General features: G+C 71.3%; 17 protein-coding genes. 6 read left to right on the top strand and 11 right to left on the bottom strand.

The genetic code is table 11. The features are described 5' to 3' along the window. Positions 1-5: 5 nt before the first annotated feature. The 7 genes from ABIE21_RS17945 to ABIE21_RS17915 form a co-directional block, all read right to left on the bottom strand. Positions 6-590, bottom strand: coding sequence for a DinB family protein (locus ABIE21_RS17945; protein WP_354026225.1), 585 nt, complete (start codon positions 588-590; stop codon positions 6-8). Positions 591-716: 126 nt separating this feature from the next. Then, complete coding sequence (locus ABIE21_RS17940; RefSeq protein ID WP_354026224.1) at positions 717-1,268, bottom strand: hypothetical protein; 552 nt, start codon at positions 1,266-1,268, stop codon at positions 717-719. Between the two features lie 25 nt (positions 1,269-1,293). Further along, positions 1,294-2,160 (bottom strand): MurR/RpiR family transcriptional regulator, encoded by an 867-nt coding sequence (locus ABIE21_RS17935; RefSeq protein ID WP_354026223.1) that lies wholly within the window; start codon positions 2,158-2,160, stop codon positions 1,294-1,296. Continuing rightward, entirely contained in the window at positions 2,157-3,407 is a 1,251-nt protein-coding gene (locus ABIE21_RS17930; RefSeq protein ID WP_354026222.1) for an allantoate amidohydrolase, read from the bottom strand. Before ABIE21_RS17930 ends, ABIE21_RS17935 begins: the two co-directional genes overlap by 4 nt. Before the next feature lie 10 nt (positions 3,408-3,417). Continuing rightward, on the bottom strand, positions 3,418-4,638 hold the full coding sequence (locus ABIE21_RS17925; RefSeq protein WP_354026221.1) for a pyridoxal-phosphate-dependent aminotransferase family protein: 1,221 nt from the start codon (positions 4,636-4,638) through the stop codon (positions 3,418-3,420). Between the two features lie 72 nt (positions 4,639-4,710). After that, the gene (locus tag ABIE21_RS17920) at positions 4,711-6,237 is read right to left on the bottom strand and encodes an AtzH-like domain-containing protein (RefSeq protein ID WP_354026220.1); all 1,527 of its coding nucleotides are present in this window, start codon (positions 6,235-6,237) and stop codon (positions 4,711-4,713) included. Then, on the bottom strand, positions 6,234-7,316 hold the full coding sequence (locus tag ABIE21_RS17915) for an acetamidase/formamidase family protein (RefSeq protein WP_354026219.1): 1,083 nt from the start codon (positions 7,314-7,316) through the stop codon (positions 6,234-6,236). Before ABIE21_RS17915 ends, ABIE21_RS17920 begins: the two co-directional genes overlap by 4 nt. Positions 7,317-7,420: 104 nt before the next feature. On the opposite strand from ABIE21_RS17915, the gene ABIE21_RS17910 reads away from it, so the two are divergent. Then, positions 7,421-8,101, top strand: coding sequence for a YoaK family protein (locus tag ABIE21_RS17910; RefSeq protein ID WP_354026218.1), 681 nt, complete (start codon positions 7,421-7,423; stop codon positions 8,099-8,101). Positions 8,102-8,155: 54 nt separating this feature from the next. Here the strand turns inward: ABIE21_RS17910 and ABIE21_RS17905 are convergent, their stop codons facing one another. The 4 genes from ABIE21_RS17905 to ABIE21_RS17890 are packed head-to-tail and all read right to left on the bottom strand — an operon-like array spanning position 8,156 to position 11,016. Continuing rightward, a complete protein-coding gene (locus ABIE21_RS17905; protein WP_354026217.1) occupies positions 8,156-8,935 on the bottom strand; it encodes a sulfate/molybdate ABC transporter ATP-binding protein in 780 nt (259 codons plus the stop codon). Next, positions 8,932-9,750, bottom strand: a complete 819-nt coding sequence (locus ABIE21_RS17900) for an ABC transporter permease (protein WP_354026216.1) — start codon at positions 9,748-9,750, stop codon at positions 8,932-8,934. Before ABIE21_RS17900 ends, ABIE21_RS17905 begins: the two co-directional genes overlap by 4 nt. After that, positions 9,737-10,546, bottom strand: coding sequence for a molybdate ABC transporter substrate-binding protein (gene modA / locus ABIE21_RS17895; protein ID WP_354026215.1), 810 nt, complete (start codon positions 10,544-10,546; stop codon positions 9,737-9,739). The genes ABIE21_RS17900 and modA overlap by 14 nt, the downstream gene beginning before the upstream one ends. A 5-nt stretch (positions 10,547-10,551) precedes the next feature. Next, positions 10,552-11,016 (bottom strand): TOBE domain-containing protein, encoded by a 465-nt coding sequence (locus ABIE21_RS17890; RefSeq protein WP_354026214.1) that lies wholly within the window; start codon positions 11,014-11,016, stop codon positions 10,552-10,554. Between the two features lie 79 nt (positions 11,017-11,095). Between ABIE21_RS17890 and ABIE21_RS17885 the strand changes: the two genes are divergently transcribed. The 5 genes from ABIE21_RS17885 to ABIE21_RS17865 form a co-directional block, all read left to right on the top strand. After that, positions 11,096-12,271, top strand: a complete 1,176-nt coding sequence (locus tag ABIE21_RS17885) for a ThiF family adenylyltransferase (RefSeq protein ID WP_354026213.1) — start codon at positions 11,096-11,098, stop codon at positions 12,269-12,271. Further along, positions 12,271-13,461, top strand: a complete 1,191-nt coding sequence (locus tag ABIE21_RS17880; protein ID WP_354026212.1) for a molybdopterin molybdotransferase MoeA — start codon at positions 12,271-12,273, stop codon at positions 13,459-13,461. The genes ABIE21_RS17885 and ABIE21_RS17880 overlap by 1 nt, the downstream gene beginning before the upstream one ends. Beyond that, positions 13,458-14,468: a bifunctional molybdenum cofactor biosynthesis protein MoaC/MoaB gene (moaCB, locus tag ABIE21_RS17875; RefSeq protein ID WP_354026211.1), complete on the top strand. Its 1,011-nt coding sequence runs from the start codon at positions 13,458-13,460 to the stop codon at positions 14,466-14,468. The genes ABIE21_RS17880 and moaCB overlap by 4 nt, the downstream gene beginning before the upstream one ends. Continuing rightward, positions 14,461-15,000: a molybdenum cofactor biosynthesis protein MoaE gene (locus tag ABIE21_RS17870; RefSeq protein WP_354026210.1), complete on the top strand. Its 540-nt coding sequence runs from the start codon at positions 14,461-14,463 to the stop codon at positions 14,998-15,000. Before moaCB ends, ABIE21_RS17870 begins: the two co-directional genes overlap by 8 nt. Before the next feature lie 147 nt (positions 15,001-15,147). Next, positions 15,148-15,483, top strand: a 336-nt coding sequence (locus ABIE21_RS17865) for a hypothetical protein (RefSeq protein ID WP_354026209.1), incomplete at its 3' end; no start/stop codon positions are given.

Raw genomic sequence — 15,483 nt, 5'->3', positions numbered from 1 at the left:
GTGCCCTAGCGCGCCTCGCGCGCGACAGCCTCGAGCCGGTCGCGGTAGCCGTCCCACCACTCCTGCTCTGCCTCAGGGAGGTTGCTGTTGTCGGCCCGCAGGCCCGCGGCGCCGTCGACGAGCTCGCGCACGATGTCTGCGTGCCCGGCGTGACGGTGCGTCTCGGCGATCATGTGCACGAGGATCTGCTGCAGGGTCACGTCCCGCGTCTCCGCGCGCCACCACGGCACGACTCCCGGCGCGTCGAGGCCGAGGGCCGCGACCGTCGCGTCCGAGCTCGCCCACACACGGCGGTACAGCTCGACGATGTCCTGCCGCGACTCGCCGGCGGTCGCCCACATGTCGGCGTTGGGCTCGGCGGCGTCATCGAGCCAGGGCAACGGCTCGGGAAAGGGCCGCCCGAACACGTCGCCGAGGTACCCGGCCTCCGTGCTGGCCACGTGCTTCACCAGGCCGAGCAGGTTGGTGCCCGTCGGCACGAGCGGGCGGCGCAGGTCGTACTCCGACAGCCCGTCGAGTTTCCAGAGCAGAGCGTCGCGGCCCTCCTGCAGGTAGCGCAGCAGCACGGTCTTCTGGGCGTCTTCGGTCATGCCTTCACCCTCGCAGATCACCGACATCGCGACAACACGGGCGGCCGCCCTGTGGTGACTTGCGAGTTCCGCGTCTCTCCACGGGCGCGGAAGGGGCGGAACTCGCAGATCGTCCGGCTCGTGGGGCTACGACGCCGCGCGCCGCCCCTTCTTACCCGCGAGGAGTGGCACCAGCTGGGAGATGAACACCGCGCCCGCCACCAGCCCGGGCAGCCCGCCCGCGAGCCCCGGCTCGGTGATCGGTTCGCCGATGACGGCCGCGACGATCCCGCCGGCGGTCAGCGCGAGCGAGCCCGCGATCAGCGCGAGCGCCAGCACCGCGACGGTGTGGGCAGCCTTGCGCCGTGCCTGGCGCACGGCGACGGTGTGCGCGCCGGGGCGGAGCGCCCGGTTCATCGCGAAGGCTACGACTGCCCCGATGACCCCGACGACGAGCACGATCGTCGAGACGACCGCCGCGGGATACGCGTCGATCACGACGCTGACACCCCCCACACCGTTCTTGCCCGCGAGGAAGAAGACGATGTCGCGGTCGATCGTCGGGAAGACGACGAACAGGTAGACGAGGTGCACGATCACCGCGAGCGCCGCCCAGACGAGCACCCACACGACGACACCGCTCGTGTTCCACCCGCTGATGTCACTTGCGGACCGATGGCTAATCCGACTGGAACTCATCTCGGCAGTCTAAACGCGCTGTCGCTCACTCCAGTTCGTGAAGCCCGCGGTACGCGTCGCCGATGGCCGCGATGCGCGACCTGCCCGCGGCAAGGTCCACGCCGAGAACGGCACCGGCCAGCAGGCTGATCACGCTCGCCGCGGCCGCGTAACTGTCGAAGGCGGTCACGCTCTCGACCGGGCAGGCGATGACGATGTCGCCGCGAAGCCGCGCCTGGTCCGTGAGCAGGATGCTGCGAGCGGCGGATGCCTCGACCAGCGCCAGCACCCGTGCGAAGCCCTCGGGACGACGCCGGAATCCCACCAGCACGACCACGTCGTCGGGCGTGAGCACGGCCAGCTCCTCGCCGATCGACTGGCCGGGGAGCGGCGCCAGCACGACACCGTCGCGCGCCTGCGCGAGCTGCTGGCGCAGGTGCAGCGCGATCGGGTAGCTGCTGCGGAAGCCGACCACGGTCACCCGGCGCGCGCCCGCGATGAGCTGTGCGGCGGGCGCGAGGTCGAGGCCCGAGAGAGCCGCGCGCAGGTTCGCGAGCTCACGGTCGAGATGCTCGGCGAAGTTCGCGGGGGTCTCGCTCGCTACCGGGGTGCCGCTCGCGCGCAGAGCGCGCACGTGGTCGCGCAGGGCGTCGGCGTTCTCGAAACCGAGCCTGCGATAGAGCCTGCTGACGGTCGCCTTCGAGACCCCGCTGAGGCGGGCGACCTCGGTCGCGTTGTAGAGGGCGAGGTCGCCGAGATGGTCGCGCATGAAATCGGCGGCGCGCTGCTCCTGCGGCGAGAGCTCGCGGTAGGCGTTCTCGATGCGGGCGGCGAGCGCTTCGACAGGCTCAGCGACCGTGGGCCCTGAGCCTGTCGAAGGGCCGGTCCCTGAGCCTGTCGAAGGGCGCGTCACGTCGACAGGCTCAGCGACCGCGACGCGACCAGGTCGCGCACCGTCGCCTCGTACGCATCGAGGGCGGCCGCGACATCCGCCTTCTTCACGGCCTCGTCGGGATGATGGCTGACCCCGCCCCGGCAGCGCAGGAAGAGCATCGCGATGGGCGTGACCGCCACGACCGCGACACCGTCGTGCCCGGCACGGCTCCAGAACGCCATCGGATTCTCATCGCCCGTGGCCCTGATGCCGGCGGTCACCGCGTCGCGCAGGCCCAAGTCGCAGCGCACGGCGTCGGCGCGGTAGATCTCGGTCGAGTGGAAGGCCAGACCGCGGCGTTCCGCGATCTCGTGTGCGGCCTCGAAGAGCAGGCGGAGGCAGTCGTCGCGGTCGTCGTCGAACTCGGCGCGCAGGTCGAGGCTGAACTCGACGCGCCCCGGGATCACGTTCACCCCGCCCGGGAAGGCCTGCAGCCGGCCGACGGTGCCGATGACGCCGCGCTCCTTCGAGATGCGCTCCACCTCGATCACGAGCTCGCTCGCAGCCACGAGCGCGTCACGTCGCCGGTCGAACGGAGTGCCACCCGCGTGCCCGGCCTTGCCGACCATGCTGAGCGCGAATCGCCGCGCACCGGCGATGGATGTCACCACGGCGAGACGGCGGTCGGCATCCTCGAGAAAGGGTCCCTGCTCGATGTGCGCCTCGAGGTAGCCGACGAGGTTCTCCGGGCGGCGGAACGCGCTCGGCAGGCGTGCGGGGTCGAGGCCGAAGTCCTGGAAGGCCTCGAAGAGGGTGATGCCGTCAGTGTCGGTGAGGTTCCACCACTCGTCGTCCCAGGTCCCCGCGAGCGCGCGACTGCCGAGCAGGGCGGTGCCGAAGCGGGTGCCCTCCTCGTCGCTGAACGCGACGACCTCTATCGCGAAGGGCAGGTCGAGACGAGAATCGCGGATGCGGCCGACGACCGCGATCGCGAGCAACACCCCGAGCATGCCGTCGTAGCGCCCGGCATCGGGCACCGTGTCGATGTGGCTCCCGAGCAGCAGCGCGGGGAGTCCCGGCTCCCGCCCCTCGAGGCGGCCGCACTGGTTGCCGGCCGCGTCCTGCCAGGTGGAGAGGCCGGCCTCGCGCATCCATCCGGCGACGAGGTCGTTCGCGGCCCGGTGCTCGGGCGAGAGGTGCACGCGCTCGAGGAACTCGGGGTTGCTCGAGATCGCGGCGAGCTCGTCGCAGCGGTCGAGCAGCAGTTGGGCGGCGGTCTCGCTCATGGTGCCTCCTCTACTCCGACGCGTACATGTCGAGTGCTGCCCCGGTACCGCTGCCCGCGGTGACCGAGACGCCGCCGCGGCGCAGCACCTGTTCGAGCGCGGCGAGGGTGAGCAGCACCGTGTCGCGGCGCGCGTTGTAGCCCATCGTGCCGATGCGCCACACCCTGCCGTGCAGCGGCCCGAACGATGTGCCGATCTCGATGCCGTAGTCGCCCAGCATCGCCGCGCGCGCGCCGTCGCCGTCGATGCCGTCGGGGATCTCCACACCGACGACGTTGTTCATCTTGTGCTTCTGGTCGCCGAACAGGGTCAGCCCCATGGCCGAGAGCCCGGTGGCCATCGCCGCCCCGTGCACGCGGTGCCGCTCGACCGCCTCGGGGAGGCCCTCGTTCACGAGCAGCCGTGCGCACTCCCGCGCCCCGTAGAGCGCGGTGGTCGCCTCGGTGTGGTGGTTGAGCCTCTTCGGGCCCCAGTAGTCGAGGATCTGGCTCAGGTCGAAGTAGTTGCTGCGGATCGGGCTCGCCGACACCGCGTCTGACTCGACGCGGATGCCCGCCTCGATGCTCTTGCGCTTCTCGACCAGCTCGACGGCCTTCGCCGACAGGGTGATCGGGGCGCTGCCGGAGGGGCCGCCGAGGCATTTCTGCAGACCGGCGGTCGCCACGTCGACGCCCCACGCGTCGGCCTCGAACCGGTTTCCGCCGAGGGAGGCCGTGGCGTCCGTGTAGAAGATCACGTCGTTCGCGGCGCACAGGGCGCCGATCTCCTCGAGCGGCTGCGCGAGGGTCGTCGACGTGTCGCCGTGCACGATGGCGAGGATCTTGGGCCGCACCTCGGCGATCGCGGCGGCGATCTGCTCGGGGGTGAAGACGGTGCCCCACTCTGTCTCGATCACGTGCACCTCGGCGCCGCAGCGCTCGGCGATCTCGCGCAGGAGGTGCCCGAAGCGGCCGAAGACCGGCACCAGCACGCGGTCGCCTGGCTCGATGAGCGAGACGAGGGCGGACTCGATGCCGGCGCGGCTGGTGCCGTCGACGAGCAGCGTGGCGTGGTTGCGGGTGCGGAACACCTCGCGATACAGCTCCATCGTCTCGTTCATGTAGGCGGTCATCGCCGGATCGTACTGTCCGACGAGCTGTGCGCTCATGGCCCGCAGCACGCGGGGGTCGGCATTGATCGGACCGGGGCCCATGAGCAGTCGCTGCGGCGGGTTGATCGGTTCGAAGGTCATGCGCGCTCCCGGTGAATCAGCTGTTCCAGAAGTTCAGGCTACTGGAACAGGTGTTTCACGGGGGTTAATTTCTCAACCAGCGAGCGCCGCGTGGAACTTCGCGCCCGTCGTGATCACCCCGATGTCGCCGAACCTCGGTCCGACGACGCAGAGCCCCACGGGCGCGCCGTCGACGGTGAGCGCTGGCACCGAGAGCGCGGGGCGTCCGGTGATGCCGGCGACACAGGTGAGCCGCAGAGTGCTCCCCCGCGTCTGCTCGATGGTCGCGGCATCCGCCGTCGTCGACGGAGCGATCGACGACGCAGACGGCAGCAGCAGGATGCGCCCGTCGAGTGCGCGCTCGATCGCGATGCGCGCCGCGGCGAGCGCCACGCGCGCCTCGGCCTCCTCGTGCTCGGTGATCCTCGAGGCGACGGCGAAGCGGGCGGCGATGTCGTCGCCGAGCGCGCCGGGGTGCGCCTCGATCCAGTCGCCGTGTGTCGCCCAGGCCTCGGCGGCCTGAACAGAGCGGAAGATCTCGAACAGCTCGTCCGCGTCGCCGAGCTCGACCTCGGCGAGGTCGGGCAGCAGCTCTGCCCTGTCGAGCGTTCCGATCGCCGCGTCGAACGCGGCTCGCACGCCCGGTGCGGCCTGCGCGTTCAATCCGGGCGCGACCGCGTACCGCCGCGTCGGCGGCAGCACCTGCTTCGCAAGATCGAGTGACGCGGTGGCCGCCGCGCGCATCGTCCACGCCTCGCGGGTGAGCCAGCCGACCGTGTCGAAGCTCGGCGAGAGGGGCAGCAGCCCCTCGGAGCTGACCGCGCCGTGGGTCGTGCGCAGTCCCCACAGCCCCTGGTACGAGGCGGGAACCCGCAGCGACCCGCCGGTGTCGGTGCCGAGTCCGATCGACGCCTGCCCGAGGGAGACCGCCGAGGCCGGACCGCTCGACGAGCCGCCCGGGATGGCACCGGGCACGGCGCCGTTAGGCGGGGTGCCGTAGTGCGGGTTCTTGCCCGCGACGCTGTAAGCGAACTCGTCGGTGCGGGCGATGCCGGTGACGCTGGCGCCCGTGTCGAGCAGGTTCTGCACGGCCACGGCGTTCCTCGCCGCAGGGGTCGACTCGGCGAGGTAGGCGGGCACGCCGCCGCCGACGGCGAAGCCTGCGACGTCGAAGAGGTCTTTCACGGCGACGGTCTGGCTCGCGAGCTCCGGGGTGTCCGCACCGGCGACGAGAGGGGTGCCGACGATGCGCCAGACCGTGGAGTTGACCGCCGGGGCGGGCAGGCTCACGTGGGCGACAGACACGACCCACTCACCGTCGATGCGACGCCATAGCTGGGTCTGCTGGCCGCGTCCGCCGGTGATGGGTGCCGTGACCGCGACGACCATGGCGGCATCCGCGTCGATCTCCCGCACGTCGACCGACACGATCTCCCGCTTCGGGGCTCCCCCGCGCCCCTTGCGGAACGCGCTGATCGCGTCGTGCCCGCGCAGGATGCCGGCGGCGTCGCCACGCAGCGTGTCGGGGCCGGGGGCGAACAGCCGGTCGAGGGTCTCGAGGTCGTTGGCCATCAGCGCGCCCTCGTAGCGCCAGAAGGCGGCGAGCAGGTCGTCGCTCATTCGAAGTCCGCCACTCGGATGCGGGCGTGCACGCCCTTCACGAGGTCGACGACCTGGGAGATGTCGAAGTCGGTCGCGGCGCTCAGGTATGCGTAGGCGTGGGCCGCATCCATGCCGAACCGCGCCTGCAGCAGTCCGATCGCCGCCCGCACGCAGTTCTGCACGGCCTCGTCGAGGTCGGGGCTCATCCCTGTGGGGATCAGGTACTCGTGCGTCTCGGCTAGCGGTCCGACGATGGCGCCGAACGCAGCGACCGCGTGTGCCTCGGCGACGATCTCGAAACGCAGAGTCACCCGGAGCGACGCCTCCATGGCGGTGAGCGCCACCTCGCCGTCGCCCTGTGCGAAGTGCGGGTCCCCCACGTAGGCGAGCGCGCCGGCGACCTGCACCGGCAGGTAGAGCGTCGAGCCGACGGTGAGCAGGTTGATGTCGATGTTGCCGCCGTGCGCACCCGGCGGCACGGAGTGCGGGCGTTCGTCGCCCGCCACGGCGACGCCCATGATGCCGAGGAACGGCGCGAGCGGGAAGCGCACGGTGTGCTCGCCGCCGAGCACCCGGGGCATGGTGCCGTGCTGGGGCGACCCGTGCTCGCCGTCGACGGCGGCGAAGACGCTGACGCTGTGCAGGCCCTCGGGATACTCGCCGGGGAGCGCGCCCCGGCCGTGCCGGTTCGAGATCACGCCGTACGGCACACGCGGCACCGCCTCGAGCACAGTCACCTTGAGCAGGTCGCCCGGCTCGGCGCCCTCGACGAAGATCGGCCCGGTGACGACGTGCGGGCCGTCGGTGGTCGGGTTGCGGGAACGCGTGGCGGTCAGCAGGATCGCGTCGTCGAGAACGGCGTCGGATGCCACGCCGAAGCCACCGAAGAACGCGACGGGGTCGCTCCCCTGGTCTTCGAGCAGGCCCTCGTGGCTCAGCGTGTCGATGGTCACCTCGGTGCCAGGCGCGATCGTCAGCACCGGGGTGTCGGTCGAGCAGGGTAGACGGCCCCAGAAGACGGAGGCGGGATCGGCCGGGAGGTACGTGCCCGCGCGGATGGCCCCCTCGCCCGGTTGCAGTGCAGCGGTGCGTGCCATGTGGCCCCTGTCGTCTGTCGGATATCTGTCATCTGTTGGATATCTGGCTCCAGTATTCTCAAAACCCTAGCGACTCTCTGAGTGCGCACGATTCAGGGAGATGTATGAAGAAGCGACTGCAGGCGAACCCGGCCGGACTGCACCTCGGGCTGATGCTCGCCCTCACGTTCTCGACCGGCGTGATCGACGCGGTCGGCTACCTCGGCCTCGACCGCGTCTTCACCGGCAACATGACGGGCAACGTCGTCATCCTCGGCATGGCCCTCGCCGGCGCCGACGACCTGCCCATCGTCGGGCCGGTCATCGCGCTCCTGCTGTTTATGCTCGGTGCGCTCGTCGCGGGCCGCACGCTGCGCCCCGTCGCGGCCGGCTGGTCGGGCCGCAGCACCGTGCTCTTCGCACTGGTCGGGGTCGTGATCCTGCTCGCCGCGGTTCCCATGCTGGTGCTCGACGACCCAGCCGAGCCGATCAAGCTCGCCGTGACCGGCGCGCTCGGCCTCGCGATGGGCCTGCAGGCGGGAGCCGCGCGTCACATCGGTGTGAAAGACGTCACCACCGTCGTCGTCACGTCGACGATCGTCGGGCTCGCCTTCGACTCGAAGTTCGGCGGCGCGTCCGGACAGCAGTGGAAGCGGCGTCTCGGCGCCGTGGTGCTCATCGGTCTCGGCGCGCTCGTCGGCGCCCTGCTGCTCAACGTGCACATCGGGCTCGGCATGGCGGTCGCCGCCGTGATCACGCTCGTCGTGGCGGTGCTCGGCCACATCGGTCGTCCGCACACCCCGTAGTCGCGCCCCCGTGGTCGAGCCTGTCGAGACCCGCTCTCCCGTCGCGGGACCCGCTTAGTCGTCCGACCAGCTCGCGACCAGACGGTCCACATACGGCGTCGCCGGGCTCCGCACCAGCTCGCGCACTGGAGCGCTCTGCGTCACCGCCCCGCGTTCGAGCACCACGACGTCACGAGCCAGGGCGACGACGTCTTCGAGGCTGTGCGTCACCACGATCGTGATTCCGTCGAACTGCTCGAGGTGCGACGCGAGCTCCTCGCGCACATCGTCGCGCACCTCCACGTCGAGCGCCGAGAGCGGCTCGTCGAGCAGCAGCACCTCGGGCGCCACGGCGAGGGCCCGCGCGAGGGCCACGCGCTGCGCCTGCCCGCCGGAGAGCTGCGCTGGCCGCCGGTCGGCCAGGTCGTGCACACCGAACCGTCGCAGCAGGTCGTCGGCGACGTCGCGTGAGCCTGCCCGCCCGAGACCCATGGCCCGCGGCCCGAAAGCCACGTTGTCGCGCACCGTCAGGTGCGGAAACAGCAGGTAGTCCTGGAACACCACGCCGATGCGCCGGTCGGCGACCTCGACGTGGGACGCGTCGTCGTCGAGCACACGACCGGCCACCGAGATGGCTCCCGCGTCGATGGCAATGGTGCCGGCGAGGCATCCGATGGTCGTCGACTTGCCCGACCCGTTCGGTCCGAGCAGTGCCAGGGTTCGGCCCGGCCCCACGTCGAGCGCGAGGTCGAGCGTGAACGCGCCGCGGCGCACGGTAAAGGCGGCACTCAGGCCCGTCGCGTCGCTCAGGCCCGTCGCGGCGCCTTGCCCCGTCGCGTCGCCCGGCCCCGTCACGACGTCAGCCCCGGAACCCAGCGGTCGCGCAGGCTCACCAGCACGGCCACGGAGACGATCATCAGAACGAGCGACAGCGCGATCGCGGCATCCGGGTCTCGCTGCAGCTCGAGGTAGGTGGCGATGGGCAGCGTCTGCGTGACCCCGGGAAAGCTGCCCGCGAAGGTGATCGTGGCGCCGAACTCGCCGAGGGCGCGGGTGAAGCAGAGCAGTGCCCCCGCGCTCACTCCGGGCGCGACGAGCGGGAGGGTGACGCGGCGGAAGACCGTCCATCGGGAGGCGCCGAGGGTGGCTGCCGCGATCTCGAAACGGCGGTCGGATGCCCGCACCGCGCCCTCTACCGCGAGCACCAGGAAGGGCATCGCCACGAAGACCTGCGCGATGACCACGGCTGTGGTGGAGAACGGGATCGTGAGCCCGAACCAGGCGTCGAGCCACTCGCCGACGAGGCCCCGGCGTCCGAGCAGAAGCAGCAGCGCGACGCCGCCCACGACGGGCGGCAGCACGAGCGGCACGGTCACGAGGGCGCGCAGCAGTCGCCGCGGTACGGCGCTCCACTCCGCGGAGCGGGCGAGCACGAGGGCCAGCGGCACGCCGAGCGCGAGCGAGACGGCGGTGGCGATCGCGGCCGTGCCGAGCGACAGGGCGAGCGCCTGCAGCACCTCGCCGCGGGCGAGCAGTTGCGGCAGGTCCGCCCACGGCGCCCGCACGACGAGCGCCACGAGAGGCAGGGCGAGCAGCGCGAGGGCGATGCCGGCCGGGATCCAGAGCGCCGGGGCGAGAAAGCCCGCCCGGCGCGGCCTACGGGGCGCCAAAACCGGCCTCGTCCAGCAGCGCCTGGCCTCTGGCGGACACCACGAACGCCACGAAAGCAGCCGCCGCTCGCGGGTTCGGCGAGTCCGTGATCGCCGCGATGGGATACTCGGTCACCGCGGCATCCGCCCCGGCGAAGCGGATGCCCTCGACGGCGTCGCCCGCCGCGAGCACATCGGTGCGGTAGACCAGACCGGCATCGACCTCGCCCAGCTCGACCTTGGTCAGCACCGCCTTGACGTCTTGCTCGTAGGTGTCGACGCTCGCGCCGAGTCCCGCGGCGGCGAGCGCCTTCGCCGAGGCCGCGCCGCACGGCACCTCCACCGCGCACAGCGCCACGGCGAGCTCGGGCCGTTCCAGGTCGGCGAGCCCGTCGACCGTTCCCGGATTTCCGGCGGGCACCACCAGCTCGAGCGTGTTGCTGGCGAATACGGTCGGGTCGGCGGCGAGGCCGGCGTCGGCCACAGTGGTCATCGTCGCCGGGCTCGCCGCGGCGAAGACGTCGGCGGGCGCCCCCTGCACGATCTGCTCGGCGAGGCCCGAGCTGCCTCCGTAGTTGACGACGACGGTGACGCCGGGGTGCGCCGCCGTGAACTCCTCCTCGATCGCCGCGAACACGTCGCCGAGCGAGGCGGCCGCGAACACGGCGACCGTGCCGGAGATCGGGCCGGAGGCGGCGCCCGAGCCGGGACCGGGGGCGGATGGCGCGGCCGAGTCCGGCCCGGACGCGGGTCCGGCCGCGCAGCCGACGAGGGCGAGCACGGCGAGGCCCGCGAGCACGGCGAGAGCCTTCGACACCCGCACTACTCCCCCTGAAGCTCGACGACGACGGTGGTCGCCTTGGCGCTCGCTACCGCGAGGGTGCCGGGCTCCAGGCCGAGTTCGTCCGCCGCCTCACGGCTCATCAGCGACACGATGCGAAACGGTCCGGCCTGAAGCTCGACCTGCGCCATCACTCCGTCTCGCGTCACCTTCGTCACGATGCCGGTGAGCCGGTTGCGCGCCGAGGCCTTGCTCGTCGGGAAGGCGGTGGCGAGCGCGGACTCCGCCGCGAGCTCCTGTGCGAGCGCCGCGATCTCGACCCCGTCGATGACCGCCGGCCCGCTGTCTGCGCGCCGGAGCGTGAGCCGGCCGGCATCCGCCCATCGACGAACCGTGTCGTCGCTGACGCCCAGCAGGGCCGCCGTCTCGCTCACCCGGAAGCTGCTCGTCGCCAATTTCCCGCCGATCTCCGTGAATTCGTGTAATTGTCCCCAGAATACCCGCATCTGCGCACGATTGCGGGTGCGTGATCGACGAGCGAGCGCGGGTCGGCGCGAAGGCCGAGCACCTGACACAATCGAGAGCATGCAGCTCACCCCGGCAGGCTCCGGCACGACGGACATCGGCACCACAGACACCGGCAGATACTCGCGCCAGCTGTCGCTGCCCGGGTTCGGGCTCCGCGCCCAGAGGTCGCTCGCCGAGGCCCGCGTGCTCGTGATCGGAGCGGGCGGACTCGGCAGCTCCGTCATCCCCGCCCTCGCTGCGGCGGGCGTCGGAACGATCGGGATCGTCGACGACGACTCCGTCGAGCTCAGCAACCTGCACCGCCAGTACGTGCACGGACAGGCCGACGTGGGCACGGCCAAGGTGGATTCCGCCGCGGCATCCGTCGCCACCATCAACCCCGCGACAACCGTCACCGCGATCGCGGAGCGGCTGACCTCGGCGACCGCGCTCGAGCTGTTCGCCGGCTACGACCTCGTGCTCGACGGCAGCGACAACTTCCCCACCCGCTACCTCGCCAACGACGCCGCGGCGATCACCGGCATCCCGCTCGTCTGGGGCGCCGTCTCCCAGTACGCGGGGCAGGTCGGCCTGGCCTGGGCCGCCCGCGGCCCCCAGTACCGCGACCTCTTTCCCAGCCCGCCGCCGCCGGGCTCGGTGCTGTCGTGCGAGCAGGGCGGCGTCTTCCCGACGGTCGTCGCCGTCATCGGCTCGATCATGGCCGGCGAGGCGCTCAAGGTGCTCACCGGCGTCGGCCAGCCCCTTCTCGGCCGGGTCACCACCTTCGACGCCCTCACCGGCGGATTCCGGGAGCTCGGCTACGACCGCGACCCGTCTGCAGCCCCCCTTACCGAACTGATTGACTACGACGCCTTCTGCGGCGTGGTCGGAAGCGAGACACCCATGACCGACTCTGCCACTCCCGATTCAGGCACCCCCACCTCCGTCACGGCCACCGAGCTGGCCGCCTCGCTCGCCGCCGGCGACGACGTGGTTCTGCTCGACGTGCGCGAGCCCTGGGAGGCCGAGATCGCGAGCCTCCCCGGCGCTCTGCTCGTGCCGCTCGGCTCGCTCGAGAGCGTGATCGACAAGCTCGACCCCGCCGAGGACTTCGTCGTCTACTGCCACCACGGCGTGCGCTCCGAGTCGGGGCTGCGCATCCTGCAGCAGCACGGCTTCGAGCACGCGAAGCATCTGACCGGCGGCATCGAGGCCTGGTCGCGCGAGGTCGACCCCGCCGTGGCGCGCTACTGATGGCCCACACCTCCGTCGACGCGCACGCGGCGCGGGTGCGGTCGATCCTCGCGCGCGCGATGGCCACCGGCACCGAGCGCGTGACGCTCGGCGATGCGCTCGGTCGCGTGACGGCATCCGCCGTGCTCTCCCCCGTCGACCTGCCGCTGTTCCGCAACTCGCAGATGGACGGCTTCGCCGTGCGCGCCGCCGATCTCGAAACGGGCGAGACGACGCTGCCCGTCGTGGGCGAGATCCCCGCGCAACGCGGCACGCCCGCCATGCTCGCCCCGCACACGACGGTGCGCATCATGACCGGGGCCGTCGTGCCGGAGGGGGCGGATGCCGTCGTGCCGGTCGAAGACGCCACCGTCGTCGACGACGTGGTCACCATCCACCGGCCACGCTCCGTGGGCGAATACGTGCGCGAACGTGGCAGCGACGTCACCGCCGGAACCGAACTGCTTCCCGCGTCGCTGCACCTCGCGTCCCGTCACCTCGCCGTGCTCGCCGCCGCGGGGATCTCCGACGTGGAGGTGCGCTCGCGCGTGCGCGTCGTGATCGTCACGACGGGCGCCGAGCTGATCGAGCCTGGCCAGACCGCCGATGCCGGACAGGTCTACGACGCGAACGGCGTCGCCCTCGACGCCGCAGTGCGTGCCTGCGGGGCCGAGGTGGTCGCCGCGATCCGCAACGACACCGACGACGCAGACCAGCTGCACGACTCCCTGGTCGCGGTCGCGGCGGGGGCGGACATCATCCTCACCTCGGGCGGAATCTCGATGGGGCAGCACGAGGTCGTGCGCGACCTGCTCACCCCGCTCGGCGGGCGCATCGGTCACATCGCGATGCAGCCCGGTGGACCGCAGGCGACCGGGTCGTTCGAGGGCGTTCCCGTGATCAGCTTCCCCGGCAATCCGGTGAGCACCCAGATCTCGTTCGAGATATTCGTCGCACCGCTGCTTCGCCGCGTGGCCGGGCTGCCGGCCGCGATCCGCACGTCGCGCACGCTCGTCGCCGACGTGGCATCCATCCCGGGCAAACGTCAGTTTCTCCGCGGCCGCACAGTCGAGGGTGGCAGAGTGGAGGTCGTAGCCGGGCCGGGCTCGCATCTCGTAGCCGGGCTGGCCGCATCCGATGTCCTCATCGACATCCCAGAATCCACCACCGATCTGAAAGCGGGCGACGCCGTGGAAACCCTGCAGCTATGAGCGAGCGCAGTCTCACCCATCTCGATTCCGACGGGCGTGCCCGCATGGTCGACGTCGGCGACAAGATCGTCACCAAGCGCACGGCCACCGCGACCGGTCGGCTCGTCACCCGCCCCGACGTGATCGCGCTCGTTCGCGCCGACGACCTGCCGAAGGCCGACGTTCTCGCGACCGCGCGGATCGCCGGAATCTCGGGAGCGAAGAAGACGAGCGAGCTCATCCCGCTCTGCCACCAGATCCCACTGTCGTCGGTCAAGGTCGACTTCGATTTCACCTCCGACTCCATCCTGATCTCCGCCACGGCGAAGACCACCGGCCAGACCGGCGTCGAGATGGAGGCGCTCACGGCCGTCACGATCGCCGCACTCACCCTGCACGACATGATCAAGGCGGTGGATGCCGCGGCCACGATGACCGACATCCAGTTGCGTGACAAGACGGGGGGCAAACACGGTCACTGGACGCGGCCTGCGGGCGCCGAGCCCGTCGAAGGGCGTCCGACCCCGTCGAAGCGACCTCGTCGCTCGAAGCCGCGCGCGAACACGGCGGCGGTCATCGTCGCCTCGACCGCCGGCGCCGCCGGAACGCGCGAAGACACCACGGGGCCCGTGATCGCCGAGTGGCTGACCGCCGCCGGCTACGCCGCAGAGCTCACCGTGGTCTCCGACGCCGAGATCGCTCGCGAGATGGCGCGGGTGCTCAAGACGGCGCCCGCCGTGATCCTCACCACGGGAGGCACCGGCGTGAGCCCCACCGACCGCACTCCCGAGGCGACGCTCGCGGTGCTCGACCGCGAGCTGCCCGGCGTCGCCGAGGCGATCCGCTCGCACGGACTCGCTGCGACCCCCATGGCCGCGCTCAGCCGCGCCGTCGCCGGCACCGCGCGCGACACCGTGATCATCAACCTTCCCGGCTCGCCCGGCGGAGTGAACGACGGGCTCGCAGTGCTCGACGACCTGCTGCCGCACCTCGTCGCACAGGTCTCCGGCGGAGGCCCGCATGCCTGAGGTCGACCCCGCGGCGGTCGCTGAGCCGGTCTCTGTCGCTGAGCCGGTCTCGGTCGCTGAGCCTGGTACGGTCGCTGAGCCTGTCGAAGCGCCCGCCGAAGCGCCCGCCGCGAGCACCGAGCCCGCCACCTACTCCTACGTCGCCGAGTCGACTATCGAGGCTGGCCCGCTCGAGGACTTCGTCCTCACTCCTCAGAACGGCGCGCTGGTGACCTTCCGCGGAATCGTACGCGACCACGACCATGGCGAAAGCGTCTCTGCACTCGACTACCAGGCGCATCCGGAAGCCGCCCGTTTCCTCGAGGAGGCGTGCGCGACCGTGGCCGCCGAGACCGGACTCCGGATCGCGGCCGCGCACCGGGTCGGCGCTCTGGCCATCGGCGACACGGCACTGGTCGCCGCCTCCGCCGCACCGCACCGCGCCGAGGCCTTCGCCGCTTGCGAACGCGTGGTCGAGATCATCAAGCAGACCGTACCCATCTGGAAGCGGCAGCACCTCACCGACGGCGTGACCGAATGGGTCGGGCTCTAAGAACGCCCGATACGCATCCGGCGTGACCGGAGACCCCGACGGCGTTTCCAAAGACACCTCTCCCACGGTTGTCCACAGGCGGGGTTGTTTTCCCCAGTTTCCGCTCCTTTTCGTCGAACACGTGTTCGAATGTGGGAAAATGTGGGTATGACAATCACCGATATTGCGGATGACCCGAGGCCGGTGCCGGTGCCGCCGGACTATCCTGCGTTCGAGCCGCACTTTGAACCTCCGCCCGACGAGTGGTCCTTCGACCCGTCGTCCTTCGACCCGTCGTCCTTCCACCCATCGTTTTTCGGCGCTGCGACCGTCGATCCGTCGTCTGGTTCGTCGTCTGGTTCGTCGTTCGAGCCGCCGCCGGAGTGGGAGTCGATGCCCGACCCGCGCACCCTGTCCCCGCACGTGCGGCGGCAGCTGCTGTTGGGGAGGTTCCTCGACGACGCCGAGGTCGCGGACCGGCAGCTGGCGGTCTCGGCGGCGCGG

This window comes from Conyzicola nivalis (assembly GCF_040548875.1).
Taxonomy (GTDB): Bacteria; Actinomycetota; Actinomycetes; order Actinomycetales; family Microbacteriaceae; genus Conyzicola; species Conyzicola nivalis_A.
The sequence above is the reverse complement of the archived record's forward strand: the minus strand, read 5'-3'. Positions and strand labels throughout refer to the sequence as shown.

Excerpts from the sequence above, each read along its gene's own strand:
- ABIE21_RS17915 (WP_354026219.1), bottom strand. The coding sequence starts at position 7,316 with ATGGCACGCACCGCTGCACTGCAACCGGGCGAGGGGGCCATCCGCGCG.
- ABIE21_RS17940 (WP_354026224.1), bottom strand. The coding sequence starts at position 1,268 with ATGAGTTCCAGTCGGATTAGCCATCGGTCCGCAAGTGACATCAGCGGG.
- ABIE21_RS17930 (WP_354026222.1), bottom strand. The coding sequence starts at position 3,407 with ATGAGCGAGACCGCCGCCCAACTGCTGCTCGACCGCTGCGACGAGCTC.
- ABIE21_RS17870 (WP_354026210.1), top strand. The coding sequence starts at position 14,461 with ATGCCTGAGGTCGACCCCGCGGCGGTCGCTGAGCCGGTCTCTGTCGCT.
- ABIE21_RS17885 (WP_354026213.1), top strand. The coding sequence starts at position 11,096 with ATGCAGCTCACCCCGGCAGGCTCCGGCACGACGGACATCGGCACCACA.
- ABIE21_RS17920 (WP_354026220.1), bottom strand. The coding sequence starts at position 6,237 with ATGAGCGACGACCTGCTCGCCGCCTTCTGGCGCTACGAGGGCGCGCTG.
- ABIE21_RS17890 (WP_354026214.1), bottom strand. The coding sequence starts at position 11,016 with ATGCGGGTATTCTGGGGACAATTACACGAATTCACGGAGATCGGCGGG.
- moaCB (WP_354026211.1), top strand. The coding sequence starts at position 13,458 with ATGAGCGAGCGCAGTCTCACCCATCTCGATTCCGACGGGCGTGCCCGC.
- ABIE21_RS17880 (WP_354026212.1), top strand. The coding sequence starts at position 12,271 with ATGGCCCACACCTCCGTCGACGCGCACGCGGCGCGGGTGCGGTCGATC.
- ABIE21_RS17925 (WP_354026221.1), bottom strand. The coding sequence starts at position 4,638 with ATGACCTTCGAACCGATCAACCCGCCGCAGCGACTGCTCATGGGCCCC.
- ABIE21_RS17910 (WP_354026218.1), top strand. The coding sequence starts at position 7,421 with ATGAAGAAGCGACTGCAGGCGAACCCGGCCGGACTGCACCTCGGGCTG.
- ABIE21_RS17945 (WP_354026225.1), bottom strand. The coding sequence starts at position 590 with ATGACCGAAGACGCCCAGAAGACCGTGCTGCTGCGCTACCTGCAGGAG.